17 protein-coding genes and 1 pseudogene are annotated in these 22,451 nt (G+C 69.6%); 10 read left to right on the top strand and 8 right to left on the bottom strand.

Annotated features, from left to right (window positions below):
* Positions 1–151: 151 nt before the first annotated feature.
* From WCE39_RS09675 to WCE39_RS09650, 6 genes are all read left to right on the top strand, one after another.
* Entirely contained in the window at positions 152–2,701 is a 2,550-nt protein-coding gene (locus tag WCE39_RS09675; RefSeq protein ID WP_343276475.1) for a DNA topoisomerase I, read from the top strand.
* A 63-nt stretch (positions 2,702–2,764) separates the two neighbouring features.
* Complete coding sequence (locus WCE39_RS09670; protein WP_343276474.1) at positions 2,765–3,532, top strand: XAC2610-related protein; 768 nt, start codon at positions 2,765–2,767, stop codon at positions 3,530–3,532.
* A 30-nt stretch (positions 3,533–3,562) separates the two neighbouring features.
* Positions 3,563–5,008, top strand: a complete 1,446-nt coding sequence (locus WCE39_RS09665; protein ID WP_343276473.1) for a peptidoglycan-binding protein — start codon at positions 3,563–3,565, stop codon at positions 5,006–5,008.
* Positions 5,009–5,068: 60 nt separating this feature from the next.
* Positions 5,069–5,632 (top strand): Sua5/YciO/YrdC/YwlC family protein, encoded by a 564-nt coding sequence (locus WCE39_RS09660; RefSeq protein ID WP_343276472.1) that lies wholly within the window; start codon positions 5,069–5,071, stop codon positions 5,630–5,632.
* A 47-nt stretch (positions 5,633–5,679) separates the two neighbouring features.
* On the top strand, positions 5,680–6,486 hold the full coding sequence (locus WCE39_RS09655; RefSeq protein ID WP_343276471.1) for a DUF4124 domain-containing protein: 807 nt from the start codon (positions 5,680–5,682) through the stop codon (positions 6,484–6,486).
* Positions 6,486–7,178 (top strand): DUF4124 domain-containing protein, encoded by a 693-nt coding sequence (locus WCE39_RS09650; RefSeq protein ID WP_343276470.1) that lies wholly within the window; start codon positions 6,486–6,488, stop codon positions 7,176–7,178. The genes WCE39_RS09655 and WCE39_RS09650 overlap by 1 nt, the downstream gene beginning before the upstream one ends.
* On the opposite strand, the gene WCE39_RS09645 is transcribed toward WCE39_RS09650, so the two are convergent.
* The 3 genes from WCE39_RS09645 to WCE39_RS09635 form a co-directional block, all read right to left on the bottom strand.
* Positions 7,175–8,728: a DUF2235 domain-containing protein gene (locus WCE39_RS09645; protein WP_343276469.1), complete on the bottom strand. Its 1,554-nt coding sequence runs from the start codon at positions 8,726–8,728 to the stop codon at positions 7,175–7,177. The two genes, WCE39_RS09650 and WCE39_RS09645, sit on opposite strands and share 4 nt — an antisense overlap.
* 28 nt (positions 8,729–8,756) lie before the next feature.
* Positions 8,757–9,386 (bottom strand): hypothetical protein, encoded by a 630-nt coding sequence (locus WCE39_RS09640; RefSeq protein WP_343276468.1) that lies wholly within the window; start codon positions 9,384–9,386, stop codon positions 8,757–8,759.
* An 85-nt stretch (positions 9,387–9,471) separates the two neighbouring features.
* Positions 9,472–10,281 (bottom strand): DNA-formamidopyrimidine glycosylase family protein, encoded by an 810-nt coding sequence (locus WCE39_RS09635; protein ID WP_343276467.1) that lies wholly within the window; start codon positions 10,279–10,281, stop codon positions 9,472–9,474.
* 161 nt (positions 10,282–10,442) lie between these two features.
* Here WCE39_RS09635 and WCE39_RS09630 point away from each other — a divergent pair, with 161 nt between their 5' ends.
* Positions 10,443–11,189 carry a DUF72 domain-containing protein gene (locus WCE39_RS09630; protein ID WP_343276466.1) on the top strand — a complete coding sequence of 249 codons (747 nt, stop codon included), beginning with the start codon at positions 10,443–10,445 and terminating at the stop codon, positions 11,187–11,189.
* A gap of 72 nt (positions 11,190–11,261) precedes the next feature.
* Entirely contained in the window at positions 11,262–11,513 is a 252-nt protein-coding gene (locus WCE39_RS09625; RefSeq protein WP_343276465.1) for a hypothetical protein, read from the top strand.
* Positions 11,514–12,178: 665 nt separating this feature from the next.
* On the opposite strand, the gene WCE39_RS09620 is transcribed toward WCE39_RS09625, so the two are convergent.
* The 4 genes from WCE39_RS09620 to WCE39_RS09605 all read right to left on the bottom strand — a co-directional run bounded on the left by WCE39_RS09620 (position 12,179) and on the right by WCE39_RS09605 (position 17,832).
* Positions 12,179–12,955, bottom strand: coding sequence for an SDR family oxidoreductase (locus WCE39_RS09620; protein WP_343276464.1), 777 nt, complete (start codon positions 12,953–12,955; stop codon positions 12,179–12,181).
* A gap of 5 nt (positions 12,956–12,960) precedes the next feature.
* Entirely contained in the window at positions 12,961–14,853 is a 1,893-nt protein-coding gene (sppA, locus tag WCE39_RS09615; protein WP_343276463.1) for a signal peptide peptidase SppA, read from the bottom strand.
* Positions 14,854–14,965: 112 nt separating this feature from the next.
* Complete coding sequence (locus tag WCE39_RS09610; RefSeq protein WP_343276462.1) at positions 14,966–16,351, bottom strand: MATE family efflux transporter; 1,386 nt, start codon at positions 16,349–16,351, stop codon at positions 14,966–14,968.
* On the bottom strand, positions 16,348–17,832 hold the full coding sequence (locus WCE39_RS09605; protein WP_343276461.1) for a DUF3106 domain-containing protein: 1,485 nt from the start codon (positions 17,830–17,832) through the stop codon (positions 16,348–16,350). Before WCE39_RS09605 ends, WCE39_RS09610 begins: the two co-directional genes overlap by 4 nt.
* Positions 17,833–18,272: 440 nt before the next feature.
* Between WCE39_RS09605 and WCE39_RS09600 the strand changes: the two genes are divergently transcribed.
* On the top strand, positions 18,273–20,501 hold the full coding sequence (locus WCE39_RS09600; RefSeq protein ID WP_343276460.1) for a primosomal protein N': 2,229 nt from the start codon (positions 18,273–18,275) through the stop codon (positions 20,499–20,501).
* Between the two features lie 134 nt (positions 20,502–20,635).
* On the opposite strand, the pseudogene WCE39_RS09595 reads toward WCE39_RS09600, so the two are convergent.
* Positions 20,636–21,454 (bottom strand): annotated as a pseudogene (locus WCE39_RS09595) (NYN domain-containing protein); the annotation flags it as partial.
* Positions 21,455–21,621: 167 nt separating this feature from the next.
* Between WCE39_RS09595 and zupT the strand changes: the two are divergent.
* Positions 21,622–22,431 (top strand): zinc transporter ZupT, encoded by an 810-nt coding sequence (gene zupT / locus WCE39_RS09590; protein ID WP_343276459.1) that lies wholly within the window; start codon positions 21,622–21,624, stop codon positions 22,429–22,431.
* The last annotated feature ends 20 nt before the right edge of the window (positions 22,432–22,451 follow it).

Genomic DNA, 22,451 nt, shown 5'->3' with positions numbered 1-22,451 from the left:
TCCCTCCACGCCGCACTTGACAGTGCCATCGCCGCCGTGATTCCACTATAAAGAGCACCATCGAACGCCCGGGGCACCTGACCCGGGCGTCGGCGTCTACATCACCCCACATCAAGGCGCGGCGCCCGCCGTCCCCGGAAACCCAGCCGCAATGGCCAAGAACCTCCTCATTGTCGAGTCGCCCGCCAAGGCCAAGACGATCAACAAGTACCTCGGCAAGGACTTCCAGGTCCTGGCCTCGTACGGCCACGTTCGCGACCTGGTGCCGAAGGAGGGCGCGGTCGACCCCGAGCACGGCTTCCGGATGCGCTACGACCTGATCGACAAGAACGAGAAGCACGTCGAGGCGATCGCCAAGGCGGCAAAGGCGGCCGACGGCATCTACCTCGCGACCGACCCGGACCGCGAGGGCGAGGCCATCAGCTGGCACATCGCCGAGATCCTGCGCGAACGCGGCCTGCTCGAAGGCAAGGAGCTGCAGCGGGTCGTGTTCACCGAGATCACGCCGCGCGCCATCAAGGAAGCGATGCAGAAGCCGCGCGCCATCGCCGGCGACCTGGTCGATGCGCAGCAGGCGCGCCGCGCGCTGGACTACCTGGTCGGCTTCAACCTGTCGCCGGTGCTGTGGCGCAAGGTGCAGCGAGGGCTGTCCGCGGGCCGCGTGCAGTCGCCGGCGCTGCGCATGATCGTGGAGCGCGAGGAAGAGATCGAAGCCTTCATCGCCCGCGAGTACTGGTCGATCGAAGCCGAATGCGCGCACCCGACGCAGGCCTTCAGCGCCAAGCTCACCAGGCTCGACGGCAAGAAGTTCGAGCAGTTCACGGTCACCGACGGCGACACCGCCGAGGACGCGCGCAGTCGCATCGTGTCCGCGGCGCAGGGCGCGCTGCACGTCACCGACGTGGCCAGCAAGGAGCGCAAGCGCCGCCCGGCGCCGCCGTTCACCACCTCCACCCTGCAGCAGGAGGCCTCGCGCAAGCTCGGCTTCACCACCCGCCGCACCATGCAGGTGGCGCAGAAGCTGTACGAGGGCGTGGCCATCGGCGACGAGGGCACCGTCGGCCTGATCAGCTACATGCGTACCGACTCGGTCAGCCTGTCGGCCGAGGCGCTTGGCGAGATCCGCGACGTGATCGCGCGCGACTTCGGTACCAAGGCGCTGCCGGACAAGCCCAACTTCTACCAGACCAAGTCGAAGAACGCGCAGGAGGCCCACGAGGCCGTGCGCCCGACCTCCGCGCTGCGCACTCCGGCGCAGGTGTCGCGATTCCTGTCCGACGACGAGCGCCGCCTGTACGAGCTGGTCTGGAAGCGCGCGGTGGCCTCGCAGATGGTGCCCGCGATCCTCAACACCGTGTCCGTGGACCTGGCCGCCGGCAGCGAGCACAGCTTCCGCGCCAGCGGCACCACGGTGGTCGACCCCGGCTTCCTGGCCGTGTACGAGGAAGGCAAGGACAACAAGGGCAAGGACGACGACGACGAGGGCCGCAAGCTCCCGGCGATGAAGCCCGGCGATCGCGTGCCGCTCGACCATATCCACGCCGACCAGCACTTCACCCAGCCGCCGCCGCGCTTCACCGAAGCCTCGCTGGTGAAGACGCTTGAGGAATACGGCATCGGCCGGCCCTCCACCTACGCCTCGATCATCCAGACGCTGCAGTTCCGCAAGTACGTCGAGATGGAAGGCCGCGCCTTCCGCCCCAGCGATGTCGGCCGCGCGGTGTCCAACTTCCTTAGCAGCCACTTCACTCGCTACGTCGACTACGACTTCACCGCGAAGCTCGAGGACGAACTCGACGCGGTGTCGCGCGGCGAGGAGGAATGGGTGCCGCTGATGGAGAAGTTCTGGGGCCCGTTCAAGGAACTGGTGGCGGAAAAGACCGAGTCGGTCGACCGCTCGCAGGCCACCGGCGCGCGCGAGCTCGGCACCGACCCCAAGACCGGCAAGCCGGTCAGCGTGCGCCTGGGCCGCTACGGACCCTACGCCGCGATCGGCAGCATGGCCGAGGGCGAAGAGGAGAAGCCGCGCTTCGCCTCGCTGCGCCCGGGCCAGAGCATGCACACCATCACCCTCGAGGCCGCGATCGACCTGTTCCGCCTGCCGCGGACGCTGGGCGAGGACAAGGACGAGGAAGTGAGCGTCGGCGTCGGCCGCTTCGGGCCTTTCGCCAAGCGCGGCAGCGTGTATGCCTCGCTGAAGAAGGAGGACGACCCGTACACGATCGACCTCGCGCGCGCGGTGTTCCTGATCGAGGAAAAGGAAGAGATCGCGCGCAACCGCATCATCAAGGCCTTCCCCGACAGCGACATCCAGGTGCTCAACGGGCGCTACGGGCCTTACATCAGCGACGGCAAGCTCAACGGCAAGATCCCCAAGGATCGCGAGCCCGCTTCGTTGACGTTCGAGGAAGTGGTGAAGCTGCTGGAAGAGACCGGCAAGCCCGCACGCGGGCGCTTCGGCAAGAAGGCCGCGGCGAAGAAGGTGCCTGCGAAGAAGGCGGCGGTGAAGAAGGCCCCGGTGAAGAAGGCACCGGTGAAGAAGGCACCCGCGAAGAAGGTGGCGAAGAAGGCCGCGGCAAAGAAGGCTGTGGCGAAGAAAGCCGCGGCCAAGAAGGTGGTGAAGAAGGCGGCAGCGAAGAAGGCCCCGGCCAAGAAGGCTGCTGCGAACAAAGCGGATCTGTCCGACAGCGCGCCGTTCTGATCACGCACGCCTTGGCGTTCCAGCCGTGGTATATAACCGCGACTGGATCGACAAGGACGTGATATGGAAACGGTATTCCGTGCGATAGCTTTTGCCGGCGTAGCAACGCTGGCTGCCTGTGGGACCGGTGCGACCGAAACCCACGCGGCCTCGTTCGCCGACACGAAAGACGCCGCACCTGGCGCGGTATCCGGTGATGGGAACGCCGCCGAAATCAATGAAGCGCTGGCCAGCGCCGACGGCTTGGCCATTGTTTCGGGCGATATCCGTCTGCAACTGCGTGCCGGGTGTGAGCCCTTCGTCGAAGGGCTTCTGATCTGCGAGGACGACGTTCGACTGGACGTCGCAATGCCGCAAGTGAAGCTTCAGCAGACGCTGAATCCGGCGGCGCTCATGCTGCAAACCGGTTCCCTGGTGTATCGCGGCCCCCTCCATGCGGACGACAGGCCAGATGCCCATTCTTTCATCATCAGCGACGTCAACGCCGACGGCCGCGAAGACCTGATCCTCTGGTCGGGGCGGGATGGCGCCTACGGCGGGCCCTCCTTCCAAGTCTACCTCTTCGACGAAGGCGATGGGCAGCTGCACTTGAGCGAGGCCTTCTCCGAGCTGACGGTCGGCTATGTCGGCATCTTCGGCGTGGATGGTCGATCCATCACAACCGATGCGAAGAGCGGCTGCTGTCTCCACGTTCAAGAGACCTACGTCGTCGAGACAAGCGTCCCGGAGCTTGTGGAACGGGTCACGACCGAAGAAGAAGCCGATGGCATCGCCAAGGTAACCACCGAGCGGCTGCTCGACGGAAAGCTGCAGATCGTCGACGACGAATGACAATGCGGTCCTGCATATGGAGATGCAGCAATGAGCAATGGAGAGGGACGTAGCATCGGGGGATTCGGGATCGATCGCGAATCGTCCGTCAACTTGATCGTGCGTACCGCATTGGACCATGGCGTGAGCGATCCGAAGCAGATCGCGTACATGCTGGCGACCGCGCAACACGAAACCCGCGACTTTGCCGCGCCTGAAGAGGACTACGGCAGGAGCCAGGCCCGGAAGCTGGGATACAGAGGAGGCGAAGACTTCTACGGACGCGGGTACGTGCACCTTACCCACGACTACAACTACCGGAAATTTGACGAACTGCTCGGCCTGGATGGAGAGCTTGTAAAGAACCCGGACCGGGCCAAGGAGCCTGAGCTCGCTGCACAGATCCTCGTCATCGGCATGCGCGATGGATTGTTCACCGGCAGGCGACTGGACAGGTATATCAACGACGACTCGCAGGACGCATACAACGCGAGGCGTGTGGTCAACGGAATCACAAGCCAGGCTTGGACAATCAAGGCTGCGGAGGATTGCGAACAGTACGCCACAGTCTGGGAGCAGTCCGTTCCGATGCTCATCGAGAAGGCCCGGAAACAGGATTCGGTCGCAGCGCTCGACTGGAATCAAAAGCTGCAACGGACCCTTGACGGCATCGTGCCACGCGCGCCCGCTGTCTCTTCCGGGATAGAAGACGGTCTCCCCGACTATTTACGCGTGAACCCCGTACTTGAAGGGCCTTCCGCCGCCGACCATCTGCGACAAGGCGCACGCGGCGACCAGGTGCGCGCACTGCAGTCGGCGCTGGACGGGCTTGGTATACGTGACGGGCGTGGACGCGCGCTCACCGTCGACGGGATCTTCGGCTCCAGCACGCGTCAGGCGGTCGAGAACTTCCAGCTCTGGAATGGTCTCGAGACCAGCGGCGTGGTCGACTCACGTACGCGCGAGCTGCTTCACGATCCCCGGACCAGGGCGGCAGCCGTGGGCCCCGGCGAGGCTCATGACGCGGCAGATCCCGCACGCGCACTTGCCGACCCCACCAACCCCTCGCACCCCGACCATGCGATGTACGAGCGCATCCGCTCCGGCGTCCGGGCGATCGACGAGGCGAACGGCAAGCCATATGACGAGGCAAGCGAACGCATCAGCCGGAGCCTGCTGGTCCGTTGCAAGGGTGCCAGCGCATGTCCGGATGCGGACGCGCCCGTCGCGCCCGGCATGGCGTTGCGACGCGTCGACCATGTGCTGATGGGCACCACCGGCAACGTGTTCGCCATCGAGGGGCGGCTGGACGACCCGGCACACCGGCGGGCATCGGTGTCCGCGGCCGAAGCCGCGCTTGTCACCGTGCAAGAATCCGACCGCCAGCTGGCGGCGGTGAACACGCTTGGCGAGCGGGAGCACGATGTCGTCCGGCAGCAAGCGGCTGCGCTCCGTCCGGGCCATCCTTCCGCGGGCCTGCCCTGCATGGCGGGGTAAGCTGTCTGCGCGGGCCGCAGCCGGCCGGCACCACGCCTTTCCGCAGGCCCTGTTGCCCCGATGAACCGGTCACTACAAGTTGAAACTGCCGCCGCCGCGCTGCGCCGTGGTGGCGTCATCGCCTATCCGACCGAGGCGGTCTGGGGCCTTGGCTGTGATCCATTCAACGAGGCCGCGGTCATGCGGTTGCTGGCACTGAAGCAACGCGCGGTGGACAAGGGTCTGATCCTGATCGCCGCCGATACCACGCAGCTCGAAGGCCTGGTCGACTGGGGCGCGCTGCCGGATGCACGCCGAGAAGAAGTCCATGCGTCATGGCCGGGTCCGCATACCTGGGTCATGCCCGCCACCGCGCGCGTGCCGCGCTGGATCACGGGCGAGCATGACAGCGTCGCCGTGCGCGTCACCGCGCACCCGCTGGTGGCCGGCCTCTGCGATGCCTTCGGCGGCGCACTTGTGTCGACCAGCGCCAATTCAGCGGGTGCACCCCCGCCGCACACGCTCGCCGAGGCCGACGCCGCGCTGTTCGCGGCGCTCGATGCCGTGCTGGAAGGCGACACCGGCGGAATCGACCGCCCCACGCCCATCCGCGATGCCATGACCGGCGTCCCGTTGCGCTTGTAGGAGCGCGCCGGCTTTCACCGTGGACGCGGCTGGCGCAAGATGCACTCATGATCCGGATCCGCTCCAGTGCCGCCGTGTCCGCCATTCTTTTTGCGCTGACCGTGCTGGCCATTGCGCCGCTGCCGGCCGAGGACGACGTCACCATTTATCGCTGCACCGATGCCGGCGGCCAAGTGGCCATCGGAAACGTGCCCTGCGTCGACGGGACGCAACAGGACGTGCGCAGCATGGTGCGACCGGTGGACGGCGAGCCTGCGCCGGGGCCGGATGCCCCGCGCGCGCCCGAAGCGGCTCCGGCACCAACCGTGCAATACGTGGTCGCACAGCCGCCGCAGCCCATGTACGAGTGCGTACGCCCGGACGGCAGCGTCTACCTGAGCGACAGCGGCGACGGCGAGCCGCGCTGGGTGCCGCTGTGGACGACGGGATATCCCGTAGGCATCGGCGCCGGGCCTCGCGGCCGTTCCGGTCATGGCGGCCGTGGTGGCACCGGTGGCCACGGTCGCGGCGACATCGGCAGCCGCGGCCCGACCGTTTCCGCCGGCAACGGCCTGAGCGCACCGCCGATCAGCCGCATCAGCATTCCACCCGACCCGCCGCGCCCGGATGCCGGCAGCCTCGGCTCACGTCCGCGTCCGCCACATGGCGGCCACGGCTGGCCGGGTGGCGCCGGCGCGTGGGAGCGCGACGAATGCCACGTGCTGCCGGCGGCCGAGACCTGCGCCCGCCTGGCCGACCGCCGCGACACCATCCGCACCCGCTTCTTCAACGCCCAACAGCGCGAGCGCGATACCCTGCGCGTCGAGGAGCGTGGCATCAACGCCCGCATCGACCGCGACTGCAGGATGTATTGATGTATCGATCCACCCCACGCTGCCTGGGCCGCCCGGGCCTGGCGACGCTGATCGCCATAGCCATCGCCGCGATCGCCGCGATCGCCATGACCGCGGCGGCGGCCGCACCGCAGGTCGTGATCTACCGCTGCACCGACGCCAGCGGCGCGCTCACCGTGCAGAACGACGAGCCCTGCCCTGCCGGCAGCAGGCAGGAGCGCACGGTGGTGGAGCCGCCACCGCCGATGCCGGTCTACGTGCCGCTGCCACAGCCACCCGCGGCAGCCGACCCGACCCCGGCCGCCGCCGCGGAACCCGTGCCAGCTGCCGAACGGCCCGACGCATCGCCGCCGGCGCGCATCGCCGAGGCCGACCGCCTTCCGCCGCCGCCGATCTTCCGCTGCCACACCCCGGGCAACGACCGCTACGTCAGCGAATCATCCGAACCGCAGCCGCGCTGCGTCGCGCTGCAGACCGTCGGCATCAACGGCGATCCCGGCCTCGCCGCCGGCGCCGCCTGCGAATGGCAGTACGACCGCTGCGAGCGCATTCCCGACGGCGAAGCCTGCGACGGCTGGCGCCAGCGCGGGCGCGAGATCGAATCGGGCTGGCGCTATGCCCGCGGCGACGCCAAGGCGCCGCTGCAGGAAGAGTTCGCACGCGTGGCGACGATCCTCGGCGATACCACCTGCGGACTCCCGGCCACGCGCTAGTGCGGGAAGAGCGCGGGCGCCGGGTGCAGCGGCGCCGGATCGCGGCGCGGCATAGCCGGAAGTTCCGGGCTCAAGCCTTCCACCGAAATGCCCGAAAGCTCCGGGCGCGGGCTTTCCAGCTGTCGTGCGCTCTCGGCCAGCGACTGCGCCAGCGCCGGGACCGTATCCACCCACGCCCGCCGTTGCGCCGGATCGTGCAGGACGCCCTGCACCGCGAAAATCCGGCGGCCGCTGTCGCCGGCGACAACGTAGTCGATGCTCCGCAGCCCCTCGCGGCCGGCCGTCGCCGCCAACGCAGCGGCCAGGCGCTCGCTGCCCGCGTCAGGCTCCCGCCCCAGCCTCGCATCGAGCGCGCGCACCCCGTCCAGCGCCTGCCGGAATAGCGCATGGCCGCGATGTTTCGGGTCGTGAAGCGGTGAAATCACTGCATCCGCAGTCGGCATGGCCATGAAGGATGGGGACTGGTATTTGAAGCGCGCCGCCAGCGCCTCGTCACGCGGCATCGCGTCGGTGCAGGGATCGACCACCACGCAGAGGCGCTCGCGCACGTAGCGTTCGCCAGGCTCCGAGGCTCCGATGGCGAACAGCCCGAACATGGCCTGCTCGGAGCGATGGATCACGCTCATGGCCGGGTCGGCCGGGACCTCGCGCGTAGAAAGCAGCGGGCGATCCATCAGCGCGTTGAGATAGCCGACCATCACGTTGCCGGAGCGGATCTCAAGTCCGTTCGCACGATAGCCGCCGCCCACGTCGGAGTGCGAGCCCGCAACAGTGCTGCGACCGAAACGCCCGTCCGGCGTGACGCCGTCGCCGATCATCGTGGTGTGCGAAAACAGCCGCCGCCGTTCATCGGCGGCCAGCAGCGAATAGCCCGAGATCACCGACGATGGCAGGCGCAGATCGTAGTTTTTCGGCAGGCTGGTGGACACTGGATCGAACAGGGCAACCGCGTGTGCGGTTTGACCGGGTGGCACCAGCGGGGGTCTCGGGCTGGTGGCGACGAGTTCGCCGTACTCGTCCTTGTGGAAGCTGAGGCCGGTGGGGTCGAGGATGCCGTATTGCTCGACGAGTCGCGCGAAACCGGGAATCAAGGTGGCGCCGCGACTGTAGCCGATGGACGCAATGTGGATTTCGGCGCCTGGGCTCTGCTCGAGCCAGCGGTGAGCTTGGTCTGCGAACTCCCTATACATCACGGTTATGCGCTCGCTGTAACTGAAGGCGATAAGGCCGTCCGCAATTCGCACCAATGGGTTAGGTTGTGTACCCGGACCGGGGACGTAACCACCCGCGATGCGACCCTCACCGAGCTTCATCAGCTCTTCCACCTGACGGTGGATCGCACCCACGTTTGTGGCCGCTTCGCCCACGCGGCGAACGTCATGTCCGGTACCGTCGAAACTGGCGACGTATAAATGGCTGCCCGCGTCATCATGGCTGTACAGGATGGGCACCCGCATCTGTGCCACGTTCATCTCTGCGGCGTCAAAGAAACTCAAGTCCTCCGCGTCTGCTGGCCGCGTACTTATGCCGCCCGATTTCTTGCCACCCATGGCATCCAGCTCCTTCGGTCTCGCGGTGCTAGAACGATTCCGTATGAGCGAGGATCAAATCGCGCTCCATGGTGCTGAAGCGATTGCCGGGAATGCGCGGCTCCTTCAGCGGTATAGAAGCAAGCATGTAGACCCTGATCGTTCGATCGTTTACCTCCAGGAAAATGTCTGGATTTCTGAAAGTGGCAAACGAAGGAATTTTCTTCCGCGGCACGTTATGGCGCACCAACTCGTCCTTGAATATCTCGCCAAAATCGATCGATGTTTCGTGCGCAACACCGTCCTTCGATCTCCAGCTGACTTTCGCCGGCGGTGGGAAGTTTCGGAAGCCCAATCGCCCCCCCAGCCAATTCCTCCTGTAATCCGCCCCAAGACTCGCCGACGACGGCTGCAGCACTTCCGGATCATCCATCGCCTGCACCCGCCCGTCGTACACCACCTTGCATCCATAGGTATCAAAACAATGGATGCCCAAATTGTGCTTCTTGAACTTCAGAGGCCACGGTGAATACAGCTCGCCGGAAGCCGCGGCTTCATCCCTTTGCGCGTCGGCAGATGCGTCGTTGCTCATGTTCGTCTGGCATCCCTGCAGCAGGAGGGGCGCGGCCAGGGCCATGGCGAGCACGGCGGCGGGCGCGGCGGGGCGGCATCGTCTCATCGGGCGCTTCCTTGCACGGTGTCCAACGGATGTAACACCTGCCCGTTGCGGCATGCAAGCGCGTGCGGCCGGGAATGGGGTCGGGTTATCCCTTTCCCCGCCGGGGCGCCGTTGGCCTTCCGGCAACCGGCCTGGGCCGTGGCTGCCCCGCCCCCTCCGTGCCGTACAGCCGCTGGCACGTGTCACACCAGAACGCCCGCCGCTGCGCCTGCCCCAGGTGTTTGCGGTAGCTCAGCGGCGTGCCGTCGCGGGGACAAGTGGTCTTCGCATGCACCTGCCAGTGTTTCCTCAGCACGAAGTCCTTCTTCCAGCGGAGGAAGTCGAAGCTGTACTCACGCGCCTGTGCCACCAGCTCCGAGAGCTTGCGCGGCGGCAGCGCACCGATACGGCTTTCCGGATGCACGCGGATCCGGTGCAGCACCTCGTTCTTGATGATGTTGCCCACGCCCGCGAACACGTCCTGGTCGAGCAGCACGTCGGCGGCCAGCGCGTCCGGGCGCGCCCGCAGCTTGCGCCGCGCGGCCGCGGGGTCCCAGTCGTCGGACATCACGTCACCGCTCCAGTCGTAGCTGTCATCGAGGTCGCCTTCGATGAAGCGCACCGAGCAGGCATAAAAGTTCAGCGCTTCGCCCTTGCTGAAACCCAGGGACAGCCGCGGCGGCGTGTCCTTGCCCTCGTTGATGCGGTAGCTGCCGAACAGCAGAAAGTGGATGCGCAGGCTGAACCCGGCGAACTCGAGCAGGAAGTGCTTGCCCCAGCTGCGCACGGCCAGGACCTTGCGGTTGTGCATGCGGCCGATGTCCTGCGTGCTGTTGCCCGACACCCGCAGCACCTTGCGGCCGGCGAAGTGCGCGGCTTCCTCGCGCAGGATGACGATGGACGGGCCTTCGGGCATGGCGGGAGTATCACCGCGGGCGGTGAGGCAGGGATCAAGGGCGGCGCGCGACGGCCGGCGCGCAAGCAGCGTGATGGTCCAGCACGTTCACGGGCCCCGGCCTGCGTGACTGCTATCGATGACACATCACCCGTCGAAGCCCCCACGCCGCCCACCGCCCCATGCCGCGCCCACCTGTCACGCCTCCGGTCCGCACGGCCACCGCCGGCTGGTCCATCGCAAGCCAGCACCGCGATCTGTTCGGAGCCGGCGACAGCACGCTCGCGCGATACGCGACGCGCTTCAGCGCGGTCGAGATCAACTCCTCCTTCCACCGTCCACACCGCCAAACGACCTATGCCCGTTGGGCAGCCAGCGTGCCCGACGGGTTCCGCTTCTCGGTCAAGCTGCCGAAGACGATCACGCACGAGCACCGCCTGCACGCGACGATGCCGCTGCTGGATGCCTTTCTCGAACAGGCCGGCGGCCTCGGCGACAAGCTCGGCTGCCTGCTCGTGCAGCTGCCACCGGGCCTGCCGCACGACGCGCGCGTCGCCCACGCCTTCTTCGCCGCCCTGCGCCGGCGCTGGGCGGGCGGTGTTGCCTGCGAGCCACGCCACGCCAGCTGGTTCGCGCCAAAGATCGACGCCCTGTGGCAGCGCCACCGCGTCGCACGTGTCGCCGCCGATCCCGCGCCGGTCGCGGGCGCTGCCGAACCCGGTGGCGACCCCGCGCTGCGCTACTGGCGCTGGCACGGTTCGCCACGCACGTACTACAGCGCCTACAACGCCGACGCCCTGGCCTCGCTGGCCGCACGCGTGACATCGACCTTGCCGCCGGGCGGCGAAGCCTGGGTGGTGTTCGACAACACCGCGCACGGACACGCGACGCCGAATGCCGCGGACTTCCAGGAGCTGCTGCGGGGCTGAGCGCCCTCGGATTCACGCCGATCCAATCCCGCCAACGCTACGGTCAGGCGCACCGCCGCCTGGAAGAGCCGCATGACCACCGACCCCGCCCCGCAGGAAATCCCCGGCCAGATCCCGCATCCCGCCCGTGATCCGATCCCCAACCAGCCGCGCGATCCCGTTCCCAACCAGCCGCACGACCCCGTACCCGACCAACCCATCGATCCCGTTCCCGACCGCCCCGTCGACCCCACCGCACCGCCGCCGCTGCGCGAGCCCGACCATCCGGCACCGGAGCCCGTGGGCGAGCCCGGCCCGCAGCCCACGCCGGAGCCCATGCGCTGAGTTGACGTAGCCTTGCGTGCACAACGCACGCACCACGGGCTGGGGGCCCGGCGACCTCGCAGTCGTTCCTGATCGACCTTTGCCGCCTGCTCGGTGTCCCGTGATGACCACTGATGTGCCACTCGATTTCGACGCGTTGGAGCGCCTGCAGTTGAGGCAGTGGGTGGCACTTGGCACGGCGGCAAAGATCGACTTCTTCGAAGAGATGGTCCAACTCGCCTAAATGAGCGGTGCGCTCACGCCGGAACGGCTGGCCCTGCGCGACCAGCCGCAGCTCTCTGGCGAGGATGTCCCCGGGCCCGAGTGAAATGCCCGCCATGCACTGCAGCACCGACGCCTACGGCGACGCCACCTGGCGCTGGAATGAAGCGTCCGCGTCCCCGTACAGCCGCTGGCACGCATCGCACCGGAACGCCCGCCGCTGCGCGTGCCCGAGGTGCTTGCGGTACGACAACCGCGTGCCGTCGCGCGGGCAGGTCGACTTCGGAAGCGGACCGAGCAGGCATTCATCGTCGGGATGCGGGGTGGCAACAAGGCGATGGAGGCAATCATCCGGGCAACGATCGGTTTGGCTGGCGAGCTGGGAAAGAACGTGGTGGCCGCGGGCGTTGAGTCGATGGCGCCGGCGATCTGGCGGGACTGCTGCGTGCAGTGCCGCACTCGATTCAGAAGCCGTAGCGCAGGAAGCCGCCGTCCACTGCGATGCACTCGCCGGTGACGTAGGACGACGCCGGCAGGCACAGGAAGGCGACCGCGGCGGCCACTTCCTCGGGTTCGCCGATGCGCCCCATCGGCGTGCGCATCAGCACGTCGTCCAGGTAATCGGGATCGGCAAGCGAGGGCGAGGTGCGGCGGGTGCGGATGTACCAGGGCGCCACGCAGTTCACGCGCACGCCGTCCTCGGCCCATTCGCAGGCCAGGTTGCGGGTCATCTGGTGCATCGCGGCCTTGCTCATGCCGTAGGGCGCACCGGTGCGCACGTGGGTCACGCCCGACACACTGCCGACGTTGACGATGCAGCTGGCCGCATGCTGCGCCAGCAGCGGGTGCGCGTAGCGCGAGAGTTCGAAGGCGCTGAACAGGTTGACCTCGAAGATCTCGCGCCACTCGTCCTCGGTGTAGTCGATCGATGGCTTGCCGAGATTGCCGCCGGCATTGTTGACCAGGATGTTGAGGCCGTCGCCCTGGTCCTCGACCCAGTCCAGCAGCTCGCGGCGCTGCTCGTCGTCGGCGACGTCGGAGATCAGCGCGCGCACGTCGCCGTCGGGATGCAGCTCCAGCAGCTCCTCGCGCGCCGATTCCAGCGCGTCGCCGTCGCGCGCGGCGATCAGCACGCGCGCACCGAACCCCAACAGCTCCGACGCGATCGCACGGCCGATGCCGGCGCTGCCGCCGGTAACCAGGGCCAGCTGTCCATCGAGACGCCAGCGCGACCGGCCCATGCCGCTCACGGCATGCAGAAGCAGTGGGCCACGGCCTTCACCGGCTGGCCGCCGCGCGCCATGACCTGTTCGATGAAGCGCAGCTCGGCGACGAGCTCGGGTGCCACCCTGGCCAGCAGGCCCTGCGCCAGGCCGCTGCGGGCCAGCACGCCGGCACCCACGCGGGTCTCGGCCATGCCGGCGACGAAGTTCTCGAACGGCGTCATCGGCTTCTCGATGTAGTTCACGCGCCAGCCGTCCTCGCCCAGCTCCGCGCGCGAGGCGGCATTGGCCAGCGCGTCGCGCAGCCCGCCGAACTCGTCGACCAGCCCGCGCTCCTTCGCTTGCGCGCCGCTCCACACGCGGCCGCGCGCCACCGCGTCGACCTGCTCGACGCTGCGCTCGCGCGCGGTCGCCACCTTGCCGATGAAGTCGCGGTAGCCCTTGTCGATCACGCTCTGGATCACCTCGCCGACCTCGGGCTGCAGCGGACGCGTCGGATCGAAGGCGCCGGCGAAGCGCGTGGTGCCGACGCCGTCGGTGCGCACGCCGATCTTCTCCAGGGTGCGCGGGATGGTCGGAAACATGCCGAAGATGCCGATCGAGCCGGTGATGGTGGACGGGTCGGCGTAGATCGCGTCGGCGTCCATGCTGATCCAGTAGCCACCGGACGCGGCCATGTCGCCCATCGAAACCACGACCGGCTTGCCGGCCTGCTTCAGCGCCACCACTTCGCGGCGGATCTGCTCGGAGGCGAAGACCTCGCCGCCCGGGGAATCCACGCGCAGCACCACGGCCTTGACCTTGTCGTCGTCGCGCGCGGCGCGCAGCAGGGCGGATGTGGACTCGCCGCCCACGCTGCCCGGGTTCTGCTCGCCGCCCATGATCGCGCCTTCGGCAACCACCACCGCGACCTGCGGCCGGCTGTCGGTCGCGGCCATCGGGCTGCTGACGTGCTTGAGATAGGCGTCGTAGGCGATCTCGCGCACGCCGCTGTCGTTGTCCTCGTCGACCTCGCCGCGCTCGGCGAGCAGCTGCTGCACCTCTTCCAGCGTCTTCAGGCCATCGACCAGCCTGTTGTCCAGCGCCAGCTTCGCCAGGTCGCCACCGGCGGCCTGCACGCCCTGCGGCAGGTTGTCGACGCCGGCCGCCAGCGCCGCGGGATCGATCCCGCGCGCGGTCGCGATGTCGCCCATGAAGCGCTGCCAGATGTCGTTCATCCAGTACAGGTCGGCTTCCTTGGCCTCGGGCGAGGCCTGGTCGAGCACGTAGGGCTCCGCCGCGGACTTGAACTCGCCGACCTTGAACAGGTGGATGTCGACGCCAAGCTTGTCCTGCAGGCCTTCGCGGTAGTACTGGCGATAGCGGCCCAGTCCTTCGAGCACCAGGCCACCGTAGGGATCCATGTAGACCTCGTCGGCCTGCGCGGCCAGCAGGTACTGCGCCTGGCCGAAGTAGTCTCCGTAGGCGACGACCTCCTTGCCGGCCTCGCGCAGCGTGCCGATCGCGTCGGCGAGCTCGCGCATCGATGCGTAGCCGGAGAACGCCATGCGGTCGGTGCGCAGCAGCACGCGCTCGATGCGCTTGTCGTCGGCGGCCTTCTCGATCACCTGCAGCAGGTCGCGCAGGCGCACCTCCGGCGTGTCCTGCCCGGTCATCTTGCCGAACGCGCGGCCGACCGGATCGACGCTGAACTGTTCGACCAGCGCACCTTCGGGCGCGATCACCAGCGTGGTGCGGTCAAGCAGCGGCTTGGCGCGCTCGGCGCTGAAGATCGCCACCAGCACCACCAGCACCAGCAGCAGGAACAGCAGGTTGAACACCAGACGGCGGGTGAAATTAAGCGCATCCCAGGCACCCACGATCACGCGGGCGATGGGACCGCGCCGACGCGGCGCGGTGGGGGGCAGTGCTGACATGGCGGACGACCCGAGAAAGGCAATGCAGCCAGTATCGCCGCTGGCAGAGGGCGGAGTCACCCGCCATCGGTCACTGTGTCCCCGGGGCCGGCGCCGCCCGGCGGACGGCGGCTCAGCCGGTGTGCCGCGCGGGCAGCCGGGCGCTGGTGCGCAGGAAGCGGCCGGCCATCAGCACGGCCGCAACCGAGAGACCGGCGATCAGGCCGATCCACATGCCGCGCGGGCCCATGCCCAGCCCCAACCCGAGTCCGGCGCCGATCACCATGCCGACGCCCCAGTAGGCGAAGGCCGCCAGCAGCATCGGCACGCGCGTGTCCTTCAGTCCGCGCAGCGCGCCGGCCGAAAGCACCTGGACGCCGTCGGGGAACTGGAACGCCGCGGCGAACAGCAGCAGCGACGCCGCCAGCCCCGCCACCGCTTCGTCGGCGGTATAGACCGCGGCGATCGCGTCGTGGCCCAGCACCAGCACCAGGGCCGAGAGCGCCTGGGTGCCGAGCACCAGGGCCAGGCCGGCGAGCATGGTCCTGCGCACGCCCTCGCGGCCGCCGCCGCTGCCAACCACGTGGCCCACGCGCACCGTGGTGGCCTCGGCCACGCCGAAGGGGATCATGAAGCACAGGCTGGCGACGTTGATCGCGACCTGGTGCGCGGCGGCCTCGTACTGGCCCAGCCGGCCGATCAGCAGCGCGGTGACGATGAACAGCCCGCCCTCCATCGCCACGGTCACCCCGATCGGCAATCCGGTGCGCAGCAGCTCGCGGATCGGGGCCCAGCGCGGCGGGTCGAAGGATGCGAACAGGCCCAGGTCGGCGAAGCGCGTCGAACGCGCAAGATAGGCGGCGAAGGCGCTCGCCTGCGCCCACATCATCACCGACGACGCCAGGCCCAGGCCGCCCGCGCCCATCTCGGGCAGGCCGAAGGCGCCGAAGGCGAACGCGTAGCCCAGCGGCACGAGCAGCAGCAATCCACCAAAGCCGAGCAGCATGGTTGGCAGCGTCCAGTGCAGGCCGTCGCTCAGGTAGCGCATCGCGTAGTACAGGGTCAGCGCCGGCACGCCCCAGCGGATGCCGTGCAGGAAGGCGCGCGCGCCCGGCTGGATGTCGGCGGCGATGCCCATCGGCGCCAGCGCCAGCGGTGCGAGGCTGAGGAAGGCGTACAGCAGCACGCCAAGTGCCAGCGCGAGCCACAGCGACTGCCGGAACAGGGGCGCGATGGCGTCGCGGCGGCCCGAGCCGTCGAGCTGCGACACCGAGGGCGGCAGCGCCATCAGCGTGCCCATCGGCACCATCATCGGCAGCCAGAACACGGCCGTGCCCACCGAGACCGCGGCCAGCGTGGCGGTGCCGTGGCGGCCTGCGATCACGCTGTCGATGAAGCCGATCAGCCCCGTCGAAAGATGGCCGGCCACCAGCGGCAGGGCGAGTACGGCGGTCGTGCGCACGTCGCTGCCGAAGCCCGCGACGGGGGCTTCGCGCGGCCTGCCCGCGGCGGGATTCATTGGACCGGTGCCACCCGGCGCCGCAGCCACCGCCCGCGCTGGGCGGGCGGCGTCGCGAGCAGTTCGATGCGCAGTTCCGCGCGCGCCTGCGGCGGGGTGCGCACGGCGAGCACCACCAGGTCGTCGCGCCCCTGTGCATCGAGGCCGCGCAGGGCGTCCAGCAGCGCGGTGCGCGCGTCGAGCGGCACCTGGGCGACCAGCGGATGCAGCCGCGGATAATCGGCGCCCAGGTCCGGGCCCAGCAGCCAGCCGTGGCGCTCGCTCGCGTCGAGCGCATCGAAGCGGGCGCGCAGCGCGGCCTGCTCGCCTGGCGCGCGCTGTGCGTGGCGCGCCGCCGCCGCGCGCAGCGACTGGCGCTCGGCGACGGAAAGATCGCGCCATGCCAGCCACCGTTCGCGGCGCTCGCCACGCTCCTCGTGCGGCAGCGCGTCCCAGCGTTCGCGGCGCTGGGCCAGCGCCGCGAGGGCCGCGGGATCCAGGCCGCCCAAACGCGCTTCCGCCGGGCGGCGGGGGCGTTCAGGCGGAATACGCAGCTCCGTGGCGGCACCAGCCGAAGCCTGTGCCTCGCCGGCCGCGGCGCTCGGGTCCGCGGCGGCGGACACGTCGGCCTCGCCCGCGGCCAGCACCCAGGCGTGGAAGGCGGGATCGGCCGCTGCCGGGTCGGCGTCACCGGCGTCGAGCAGCAGGGCCAGGTCCGGGTGCAGCGCAAGCGCATCCTGCTCCGGGTAGCGACCCGCCGGCGCTTCGGCCGCGGGGAGCGCTTCCACAAGGATCCCGTCGGGCGCCTGTTCGAGGCCAGCGGGAAGGCCATCGAAGCGCAGGAAGGTCGCGGCCAGGCCGAGCAGGGTGGCGGAGGCCACCAGCCACAGTGCCGCGCGCACCCCCGGGCCGGGGGGCACGCGGGCGTCGGCGGCATCGGCGTGTCCGGCTGTCGACCGCGCCGCCGCGGCGGACCGCACCGGGGGCGCCGGCTGGCGCTGCGGCTGGGCCCGCAGCATGTCCTGCGCGGCCCGGCCCAGCGCCTGCCAGGCGGCGACATCCGCCTTGCCTTCGGCGTCGCGGGGCAGCGCGCGCTGCAGGCCGATGCGATAGGTCGGGCGCGCGATGCCGAGGACGGTCGCCGCGTCGGATTCGGCCAGTCCCGCGACCAGCCGCAGCAGCAGCGCCGCGCGCGGACCATGGCCGATCCGGGCCAGCCACTCGAAGTCCGGCTCCCAGCGAGGATCAGGCGGCGGCCGGCGCATCGCCGGCGCGGCCAGCAGCAGCGACCAGAAGCGTCGCGGCCATTCGCCGAACGGCGTGCGCCCCGCCTCGCGCGCGAACCGCTCCAAGGTCCATGCCAGGGCGTCGTCCCCGGCCTCGCGCGAACCGGCCAGCAGCCAGGCGAAGGCGTGGCCCCGGCGTTCGACGCCGCGCAGGAACGCCCGCAGCGCGGTGGGCGCGGCGAAGTCGGCGGGGTCGGCTGGGCGTGGTGGGGTCATGGGGTCGGACGCGTGGAGGGCGCCATCATAGCCGCGGTGGCCGCCGCCGCCGGGCCTTGACGGGGCGCACAGTTTGCGTTCCACCGCCGCTGTCCGGCCTTTTCCGGCTGCGGAAGGTTGTTCACAGCGGTCACGCAAATGTCATTGACGGAACCTTCACGGCAACGTGGAGCATTGCGACACGCATGTTTCACGGGCAAGTGACTGAATCTGTTGGAATTTAAGGCAATGGTGCTTTTTTAGCCAACACTGCCTGAACGCTGATCCCACGCCGTTTGGAGGTCCCGGCGAAGGGACCATGCACAGACTTATCCACAGCTTGTGTGGATAAACAAAATTCCTTTACCGGTCCGTGACTTGCAGCCGAATCGTAGTTTGCAAGGCAACATTGCCTCGCAAGCGGCGTGGGTGGTCCGCGAGCGACTCGCTAGACTGCCGCGATGCCCGCGAACGTCCTGCGCGTCGCCCTGCCGCTGCCGATGCCGCGGCTGTTCGACTACCTTGCCCCCGGCGCCATCGGCGCCTCGCCCGGGGACGTGGGCCGACGCGTCCGCGTTCCGTTCGGCCCGCGCGAACTGGTGGGCGTGGTGGCCGCCGCCGGGCCGGCCGCACCCGGTGCGCCGGCACTGCGGGAGGCGCTCGAGTGGCTCGATCCCGCCCCCCTGCTCCATGGCGAACTGCTGGCGACCGCGCAATGGCTGGCCCGCTACCTGCACGCCCCCCTGGGCGAGGTCCTGGCCACCATCCTGCCGGCGGCCCTGCGGCGCGGCGGGCCGCTGCCCGAGACCACCGCCTGGGCCCGCGCGCTGACGGTGGCCGGCGCCCAGGCGATCGGTGAGCTGAAGCGCGGCGCCCGTCCGCGGCGGCTGGCCGAGGTGCTGCGGGACGGCCCCGTGGCCGAGGACCTGCTGGATGACACCATCGACGGCTGGCGCACTGCAGCGCGGAGCCTGGAGGTCCGCGGCCTGATTGAACGGGTGGCCATCACCGGCCTCGCGCCGCCGTCAACCGCCATTGCCGCGCACGCGCACACGCCCAACGCGGAGCAGGCCGCCGCGCTGGACGCGCTGCGCGCAGCCCGGGGCTTCGCATCGGTATTGCTCGAAGGCGTAACCGGCAGCGGCAAGACCGAGGTCTACCTGCAGGCCATCGCCGAACGCTGCCTGGCCCACGGCCGCCAGGCGCTGGTGCTGGTGCCGGAAATCGGCCTGACGCCGCAGATGCTGGCGCGCTTCCGTGCACGCCTGGGGGTGCCCGTGCATGCGCTGCATTCCGGGCTCGCGGACGGCGAGCGCACGCGCGCCTGGGCGGCCGCGTGGCGCGGCGAGGCGCAGGTGATCGTGGGCACGCGCTCGGCCGTCTTCGCGCCGCTGCCCAACGCCGGGTTGATCGTGGTCGACGAGGAGCACGACGGCAGCTACAAGCAGCAGGACGGCATCCGCTACCACGCCCGCGACGTCGCCCTGGTGCGCGGAAAGGCCCTGGACGTGCCGGTGCTGCTGGGCAGCGCGACGCCCTCGCTTGAGACCCTGCACAACGCGCGCGCCGGCCGCCATGCCCATCTCCGGCTGCGTCAGCGCGCGGGCGAGGCCCGGCCGCCGCGGGTGCGCGTGCACGACGTGCGCAAGCGGCCACTGCACGCGGGGCTGTCCGACGAGCTCCTGGCCGCGACCCGCCGCGCCCTCGACGCCGGTGGCCAGGTGCTGGTGTTCAAGAACCGGCGCGGCTACGCGCCGGTGCTGCTTTGCCACGACTGCGGCTGGAGCGCGGCCTGCCCGCGCTGCAGCACGCCCGAGCGCGCGATCCCGATGACCGTGCACGCCGGCGGCCGCCGCCTGCAGTGCCACCACTGCGGCTCGCGCCGGCCGGTGCCGATGGCCTGCCCCGACTGCGCGGGCCTTGCGCTGCAGCCACAGGGCGTGGGCACCGAACGCATCGAGGAACTGCTTGCCGAGCGCTTCAAGGACGTTCCGGTGTTGCGCATCGACAGCGCCAGCACCCGCCGCCGCGATGGCCTGGCGCGCGAACTGGCGAAGCTCGAGGACGGACCCGGGATCCTGGTCGGCACGCAGATGCTGGCCAAGGGCCACGACTTGCCGAAGCTGGTGCTGGTGTGCGTGGTCGGGATCGATGAAGGACTGTTCTCGGCCGACTTCCGCGCCAGCGAGAAGCTGGCCCAGTTGCTGATCCAGGTCTCGGGCCGCGCCGGCCGCGCCGAACGCCCGGGCGAGGTGCTGCTGCAGACGCACCATCCCGAGCACCCGTTGCTGGACGTGCTGGTCAACGGCGGTTACCGCGCCTTCGCCGATGCCGAGCTGGCACAGCGCGCCGCCGCCGGCTTCCCGCCGTTCACGCATATAGCGCTGCTGCGCGCCGAAGCCCAGCAGGCGGGGCTGCCGGACGCTTTCCTGCAGGCAGCGTCCGGGGCCTTCCAGCAGGCGCGCGCCGCGCTGCCGCCCGCGCAGGCGCGGACGCTGCAGGTCATCGGCCCGATCCCGGCGCCGATGCCGCGCCGCGCCGGCATGCACCGCGCCCAGCTGCTGCTGTCGTCACCCGGACGACCGGTGCTGCACGCAGTGCTGGATGCGGCGGTCGCGGGACTGCACGCGCTGCCGGAAGCACGCCGCGTGCGCTGGTCGCTCGACGTGGATCCCACCGACCTCTATTGAGCGCGGCGTGGGGATGTCGCGGGTCGCTACATGGGGTCGGAAGAGGGGTCCGGCGTCGGTCTGGCGGTCCTGGCGGCGGAGCGCGTGGCCTTGGCAGTCCTGCTGGCCTTGGTGGCCTTGGCGGTCTTGACGACCGCGGCGGGCTTCGCGTCGCCCGGAGGCCTGGCGGCCCTGCCGGCGCTGGCGGCGGGTGCATCGGGCGCCGCCTTCGCCGGCTGCCTGCGCGCGCCGCGGCGGGCGCTGGGATTGCGCACCTCGATCACCTGCCCCTGGCGGCGCAGTTCGAACAGGCCGATCGCCTCGATCAGGTCACTGAGCTTGCGGTAACCGTGGTTGCGCGAGTCGAACGAACCCTGGTTGCCGATGTGGCTGCCGACCGCGCCCAGCTTCGACCAGCCGTCCTCGCCCTGGGTCGCGTCGACCGCGCCGCGCAGCAGGCGCACCAGGTCGGCGTCGTCCTGGAGCTGCAGGGTGGACGGCGCGCGGGGCGCGTCCACGGTGCCGTCGTCCTCCGGCTCGCCCAGCTTCTCCAGGTACAGGAAGGTCGAACACGCGCGCACGAACGGCTCCGGCGTCTTCTCCTGGCCGAAGCCGTACACCGCCACGCCGTCGTTGCGCAGTCGCATCACCAGCGGGGTGAAGTCGGCGTCCGACGACACGATCGCGAAGCCGTCGAGGTTGCCCGCGTAGAGCAGGTCCATGGCGTCGATCACCATCGCCATGTCCGAGGCGTTCTTGCCGGTGGTGTAGGCGAACTGCTGGATCGGGCGGATGGCCCAGGTATGCAGGCACTTTTCCCAGCCCACCAGGTGCTGGCTCTTCCAGTTGCCATAGGCACGGCGGACGTTGGCCACGCCGTGGCGCGCGACCTCGGCGAGGATCACCTCGATCTTCGACGCCGGCGCGTTGTCGGCGTCGATCAGCAGCGCGATGCGCTTTTCACGGTCGGACATGCGGGGAGACCCTCGACAGGCGCCGGTGCGGCGCGATGCGCGCACAATAGCAACCGGCGCACCGCGCTTCCCGCACGCGCAGGCCTTCGGCTACCTTGGCTCGCCCACCACGCCACCGCCGGCCGCTTGGCCCGTCGCTGCAATCGACCAGGCAGGAGCCTCCACGCATGATCGAAGTCACCACCGCCAACCTGCTCATCGCGCTGGCGGTGACCACCGCCGCGGGCCTTGCCACCGGCGTCGGCGGCCTGCTGGTGTTCGCCCAGGCGCGGCCCAATGCACGGCTGCTCGCCTTCGGCCTGGCCTTCGCCGGCGGTGCGATGGTCTACGTGTCGCTGTCGGAGATCCTCAACAAGTCCATCGACTCCTTCAGCCAGGGCTATGGCGAGCGCCTGGGCTTCAGCTTCGGCACGATGGCCTTCCTGTGCGGCGTCGGCCTGATCATGCTGGTCGACCGCCTGGTGCCGAACCCGCACGAGCGGCTTGAAGCCGACGACCCCTTCTTCCGCGAGCACAACGCCGCCTATATCAGGCGCGTCGGCCTGCTGACCGCGCTGGCGATCACGGTGCACAACTTCCCCGAAGGCCTGGCGACCTTCTTCGCCACCCTGGAGAACCCGGGCGTGGGCATGCCGCTGGCCTTCGCCATCGCCATCCACAACGTGCCGGAAGGCATCGCGATCGCGGTACCGGTGTACTTCGCCACCAACAACAAGGCCTATGCCTTCGGCGCCTGCCTGCTGTCGGGGCTGGCCGAACCCCTCGGCGCGATCATCGGTTACGCCCTGCTTCGGCCGTGGATGTCGGACGCGGTGTTCGGCAGCGTGTTCGGCGTCATCGCCGGCGTGATGGTGTTCCTGGCGCTGGACGAACTGCTGCCGGCGGCGAAGCGCTACGCAAAGGGCCACGAAACCGTGTACGGGCTGGTGAGCGGCATGGGCGTGCTGGCGGTGAGCCTGGTGCTGTTCAAGTGGTGACCGCACCGGCAGGACCCTGA

Source organism: Luteimonas yanweni, from assembly GCF_039548475.1.
Lineage (GTDB): Bacteria > Pseudomonadota > Gammaproteobacteria > Xanthomonadales > Xanthomonadaceae > Luteimonas.
This window is presented reverse-complemented; position numbering and strand designations above follow the sequence as displayed.

What these genes read in the sequence shown, in the direction of transcription:
- WCE39_RS09645 (WP_343276469.1), bottom strand. Translation starts at nt 8,728, where the DNA reads ATGGGTGGCAAGAAATCGGGCGGCATAAGTACGCGGCCAGCAGACGCG.
- WCE39_RS09610 (WP_343276462.1), bottom strand. Translation starts at nt 16,351, where the DNA reads ATGAATCCCGCCGCGGGCAGGCCGCGCGAAGCCCCCGTCGCGGGCTTC.
- WCE39_RS09655 (WP_343276471.1), top strand. Translation starts at nt 5,680, where the DNA reads ATGATCCGGATCCGCTCCAGTGCCGCCGTGTCCGCCATTCTTTTTGCG.
- WCE39_RS09660 (WP_343276472.1), top strand. Translation starts at nt 5,069, where the DNA reads ATGAACCGGTCACTACAAGTTGAAACTGCCGCCGCCGCGCTGCGCCGT.
- WCE39_RS09600 (WP_343276460.1), top strand. Translation starts at nt 18,273, where the DNA reads ATGCCCGCGAACGTCCTGCGCGTCGCCCTGCCGCTGCCGATGCCGCGG.
- WCE39_RS09675 (WP_343276475.1), top strand. Translation starts at nt 152, where the DNA reads ATGGCCAAGAACCTCCTCATTGTCGAGTCGCCCGCCAAGGCCAAGACG.
- WCE39_RS09635 (WP_343276467.1), bottom strand. Translation starts at nt 10,281, where the DNA reads ATGCCCGAAGGCCCGTCCATCGTCATCCTGCGCGAGGAAGCCGCGCAC.
- WCE39_RS09650 (WP_343276470.1), top strand. Translation starts at nt 6,486, where the DNA reads ATGTATCGATCCACCCCACGCTGCCTGGGCCGCCCGGGCCTGGCGACG.
- zupT (WP_343276459.1), top strand. Translation starts at nt 21,622, where the DNA reads ATGATCGAAGTCACCACCGCCAACCTGCTCATCGCGCTGGCGGTGACC.
- sppA (WP_343276463.1), bottom strand. Translation starts at nt 14,853, where the DNA reads ATGTCAGCACTGCCCCCCACCGCGCCGCGTCGGCGCGGTCCCATCGCC.
- WCE39_RS09620 (WP_343276464.1), bottom strand. Translation starts at nt 12,955, where the DNA reads ATGGGCCGGTCGCGCTGGCGTCTCGATGGACAGCTGGCCCTGGTTACC.
- WCE39_RS09665 (WP_343276473.1), top strand. Translation starts at nt 3,563, where the DNA reads ATGAGCAATGGAGAGGGACGTAGCATCGGGGGATTCGGGATCGATCGC.
- WCE39_RS09625 (WP_343276465.1), top strand. Translation starts at nt 11,262, where the DNA reads ATGACCACCGACCCCGCCCCGCAGGAAATCCCCGGCCAGATCCCGCAT.
- WCE39_RS09670 (WP_343276474.1), top strand. Translation starts at nt 2,765, where the DNA reads ATGGAAACGGTATTCCGTGCGATAGCTTTTGCCGGCGTAGCAACGCTG.
- WCE39_RS09630 (WP_343276466.1), top strand. Translation starts at nt 10,443, where the DNA reads ATGCCGCGCCCACCTGTCACGCCTCCGGTCCGCACGGCCACCGCCGGC.
- WCE39_RS09640 (WP_343276468.1), bottom strand. Translation starts at nt 9,386, where the DNA reads ATGAGACGATGCCGCCCCGCCGCGCCCGCCGCCGTGCTCGCCATGGCC.
- WCE39_RS09605 (WP_343276461.1), bottom strand. Translation starts at nt 17,832, where the DNA reads ATGACCCCACCACGCCCAGCCGACCCCGCCGACTTCGCCGCGCCCACC.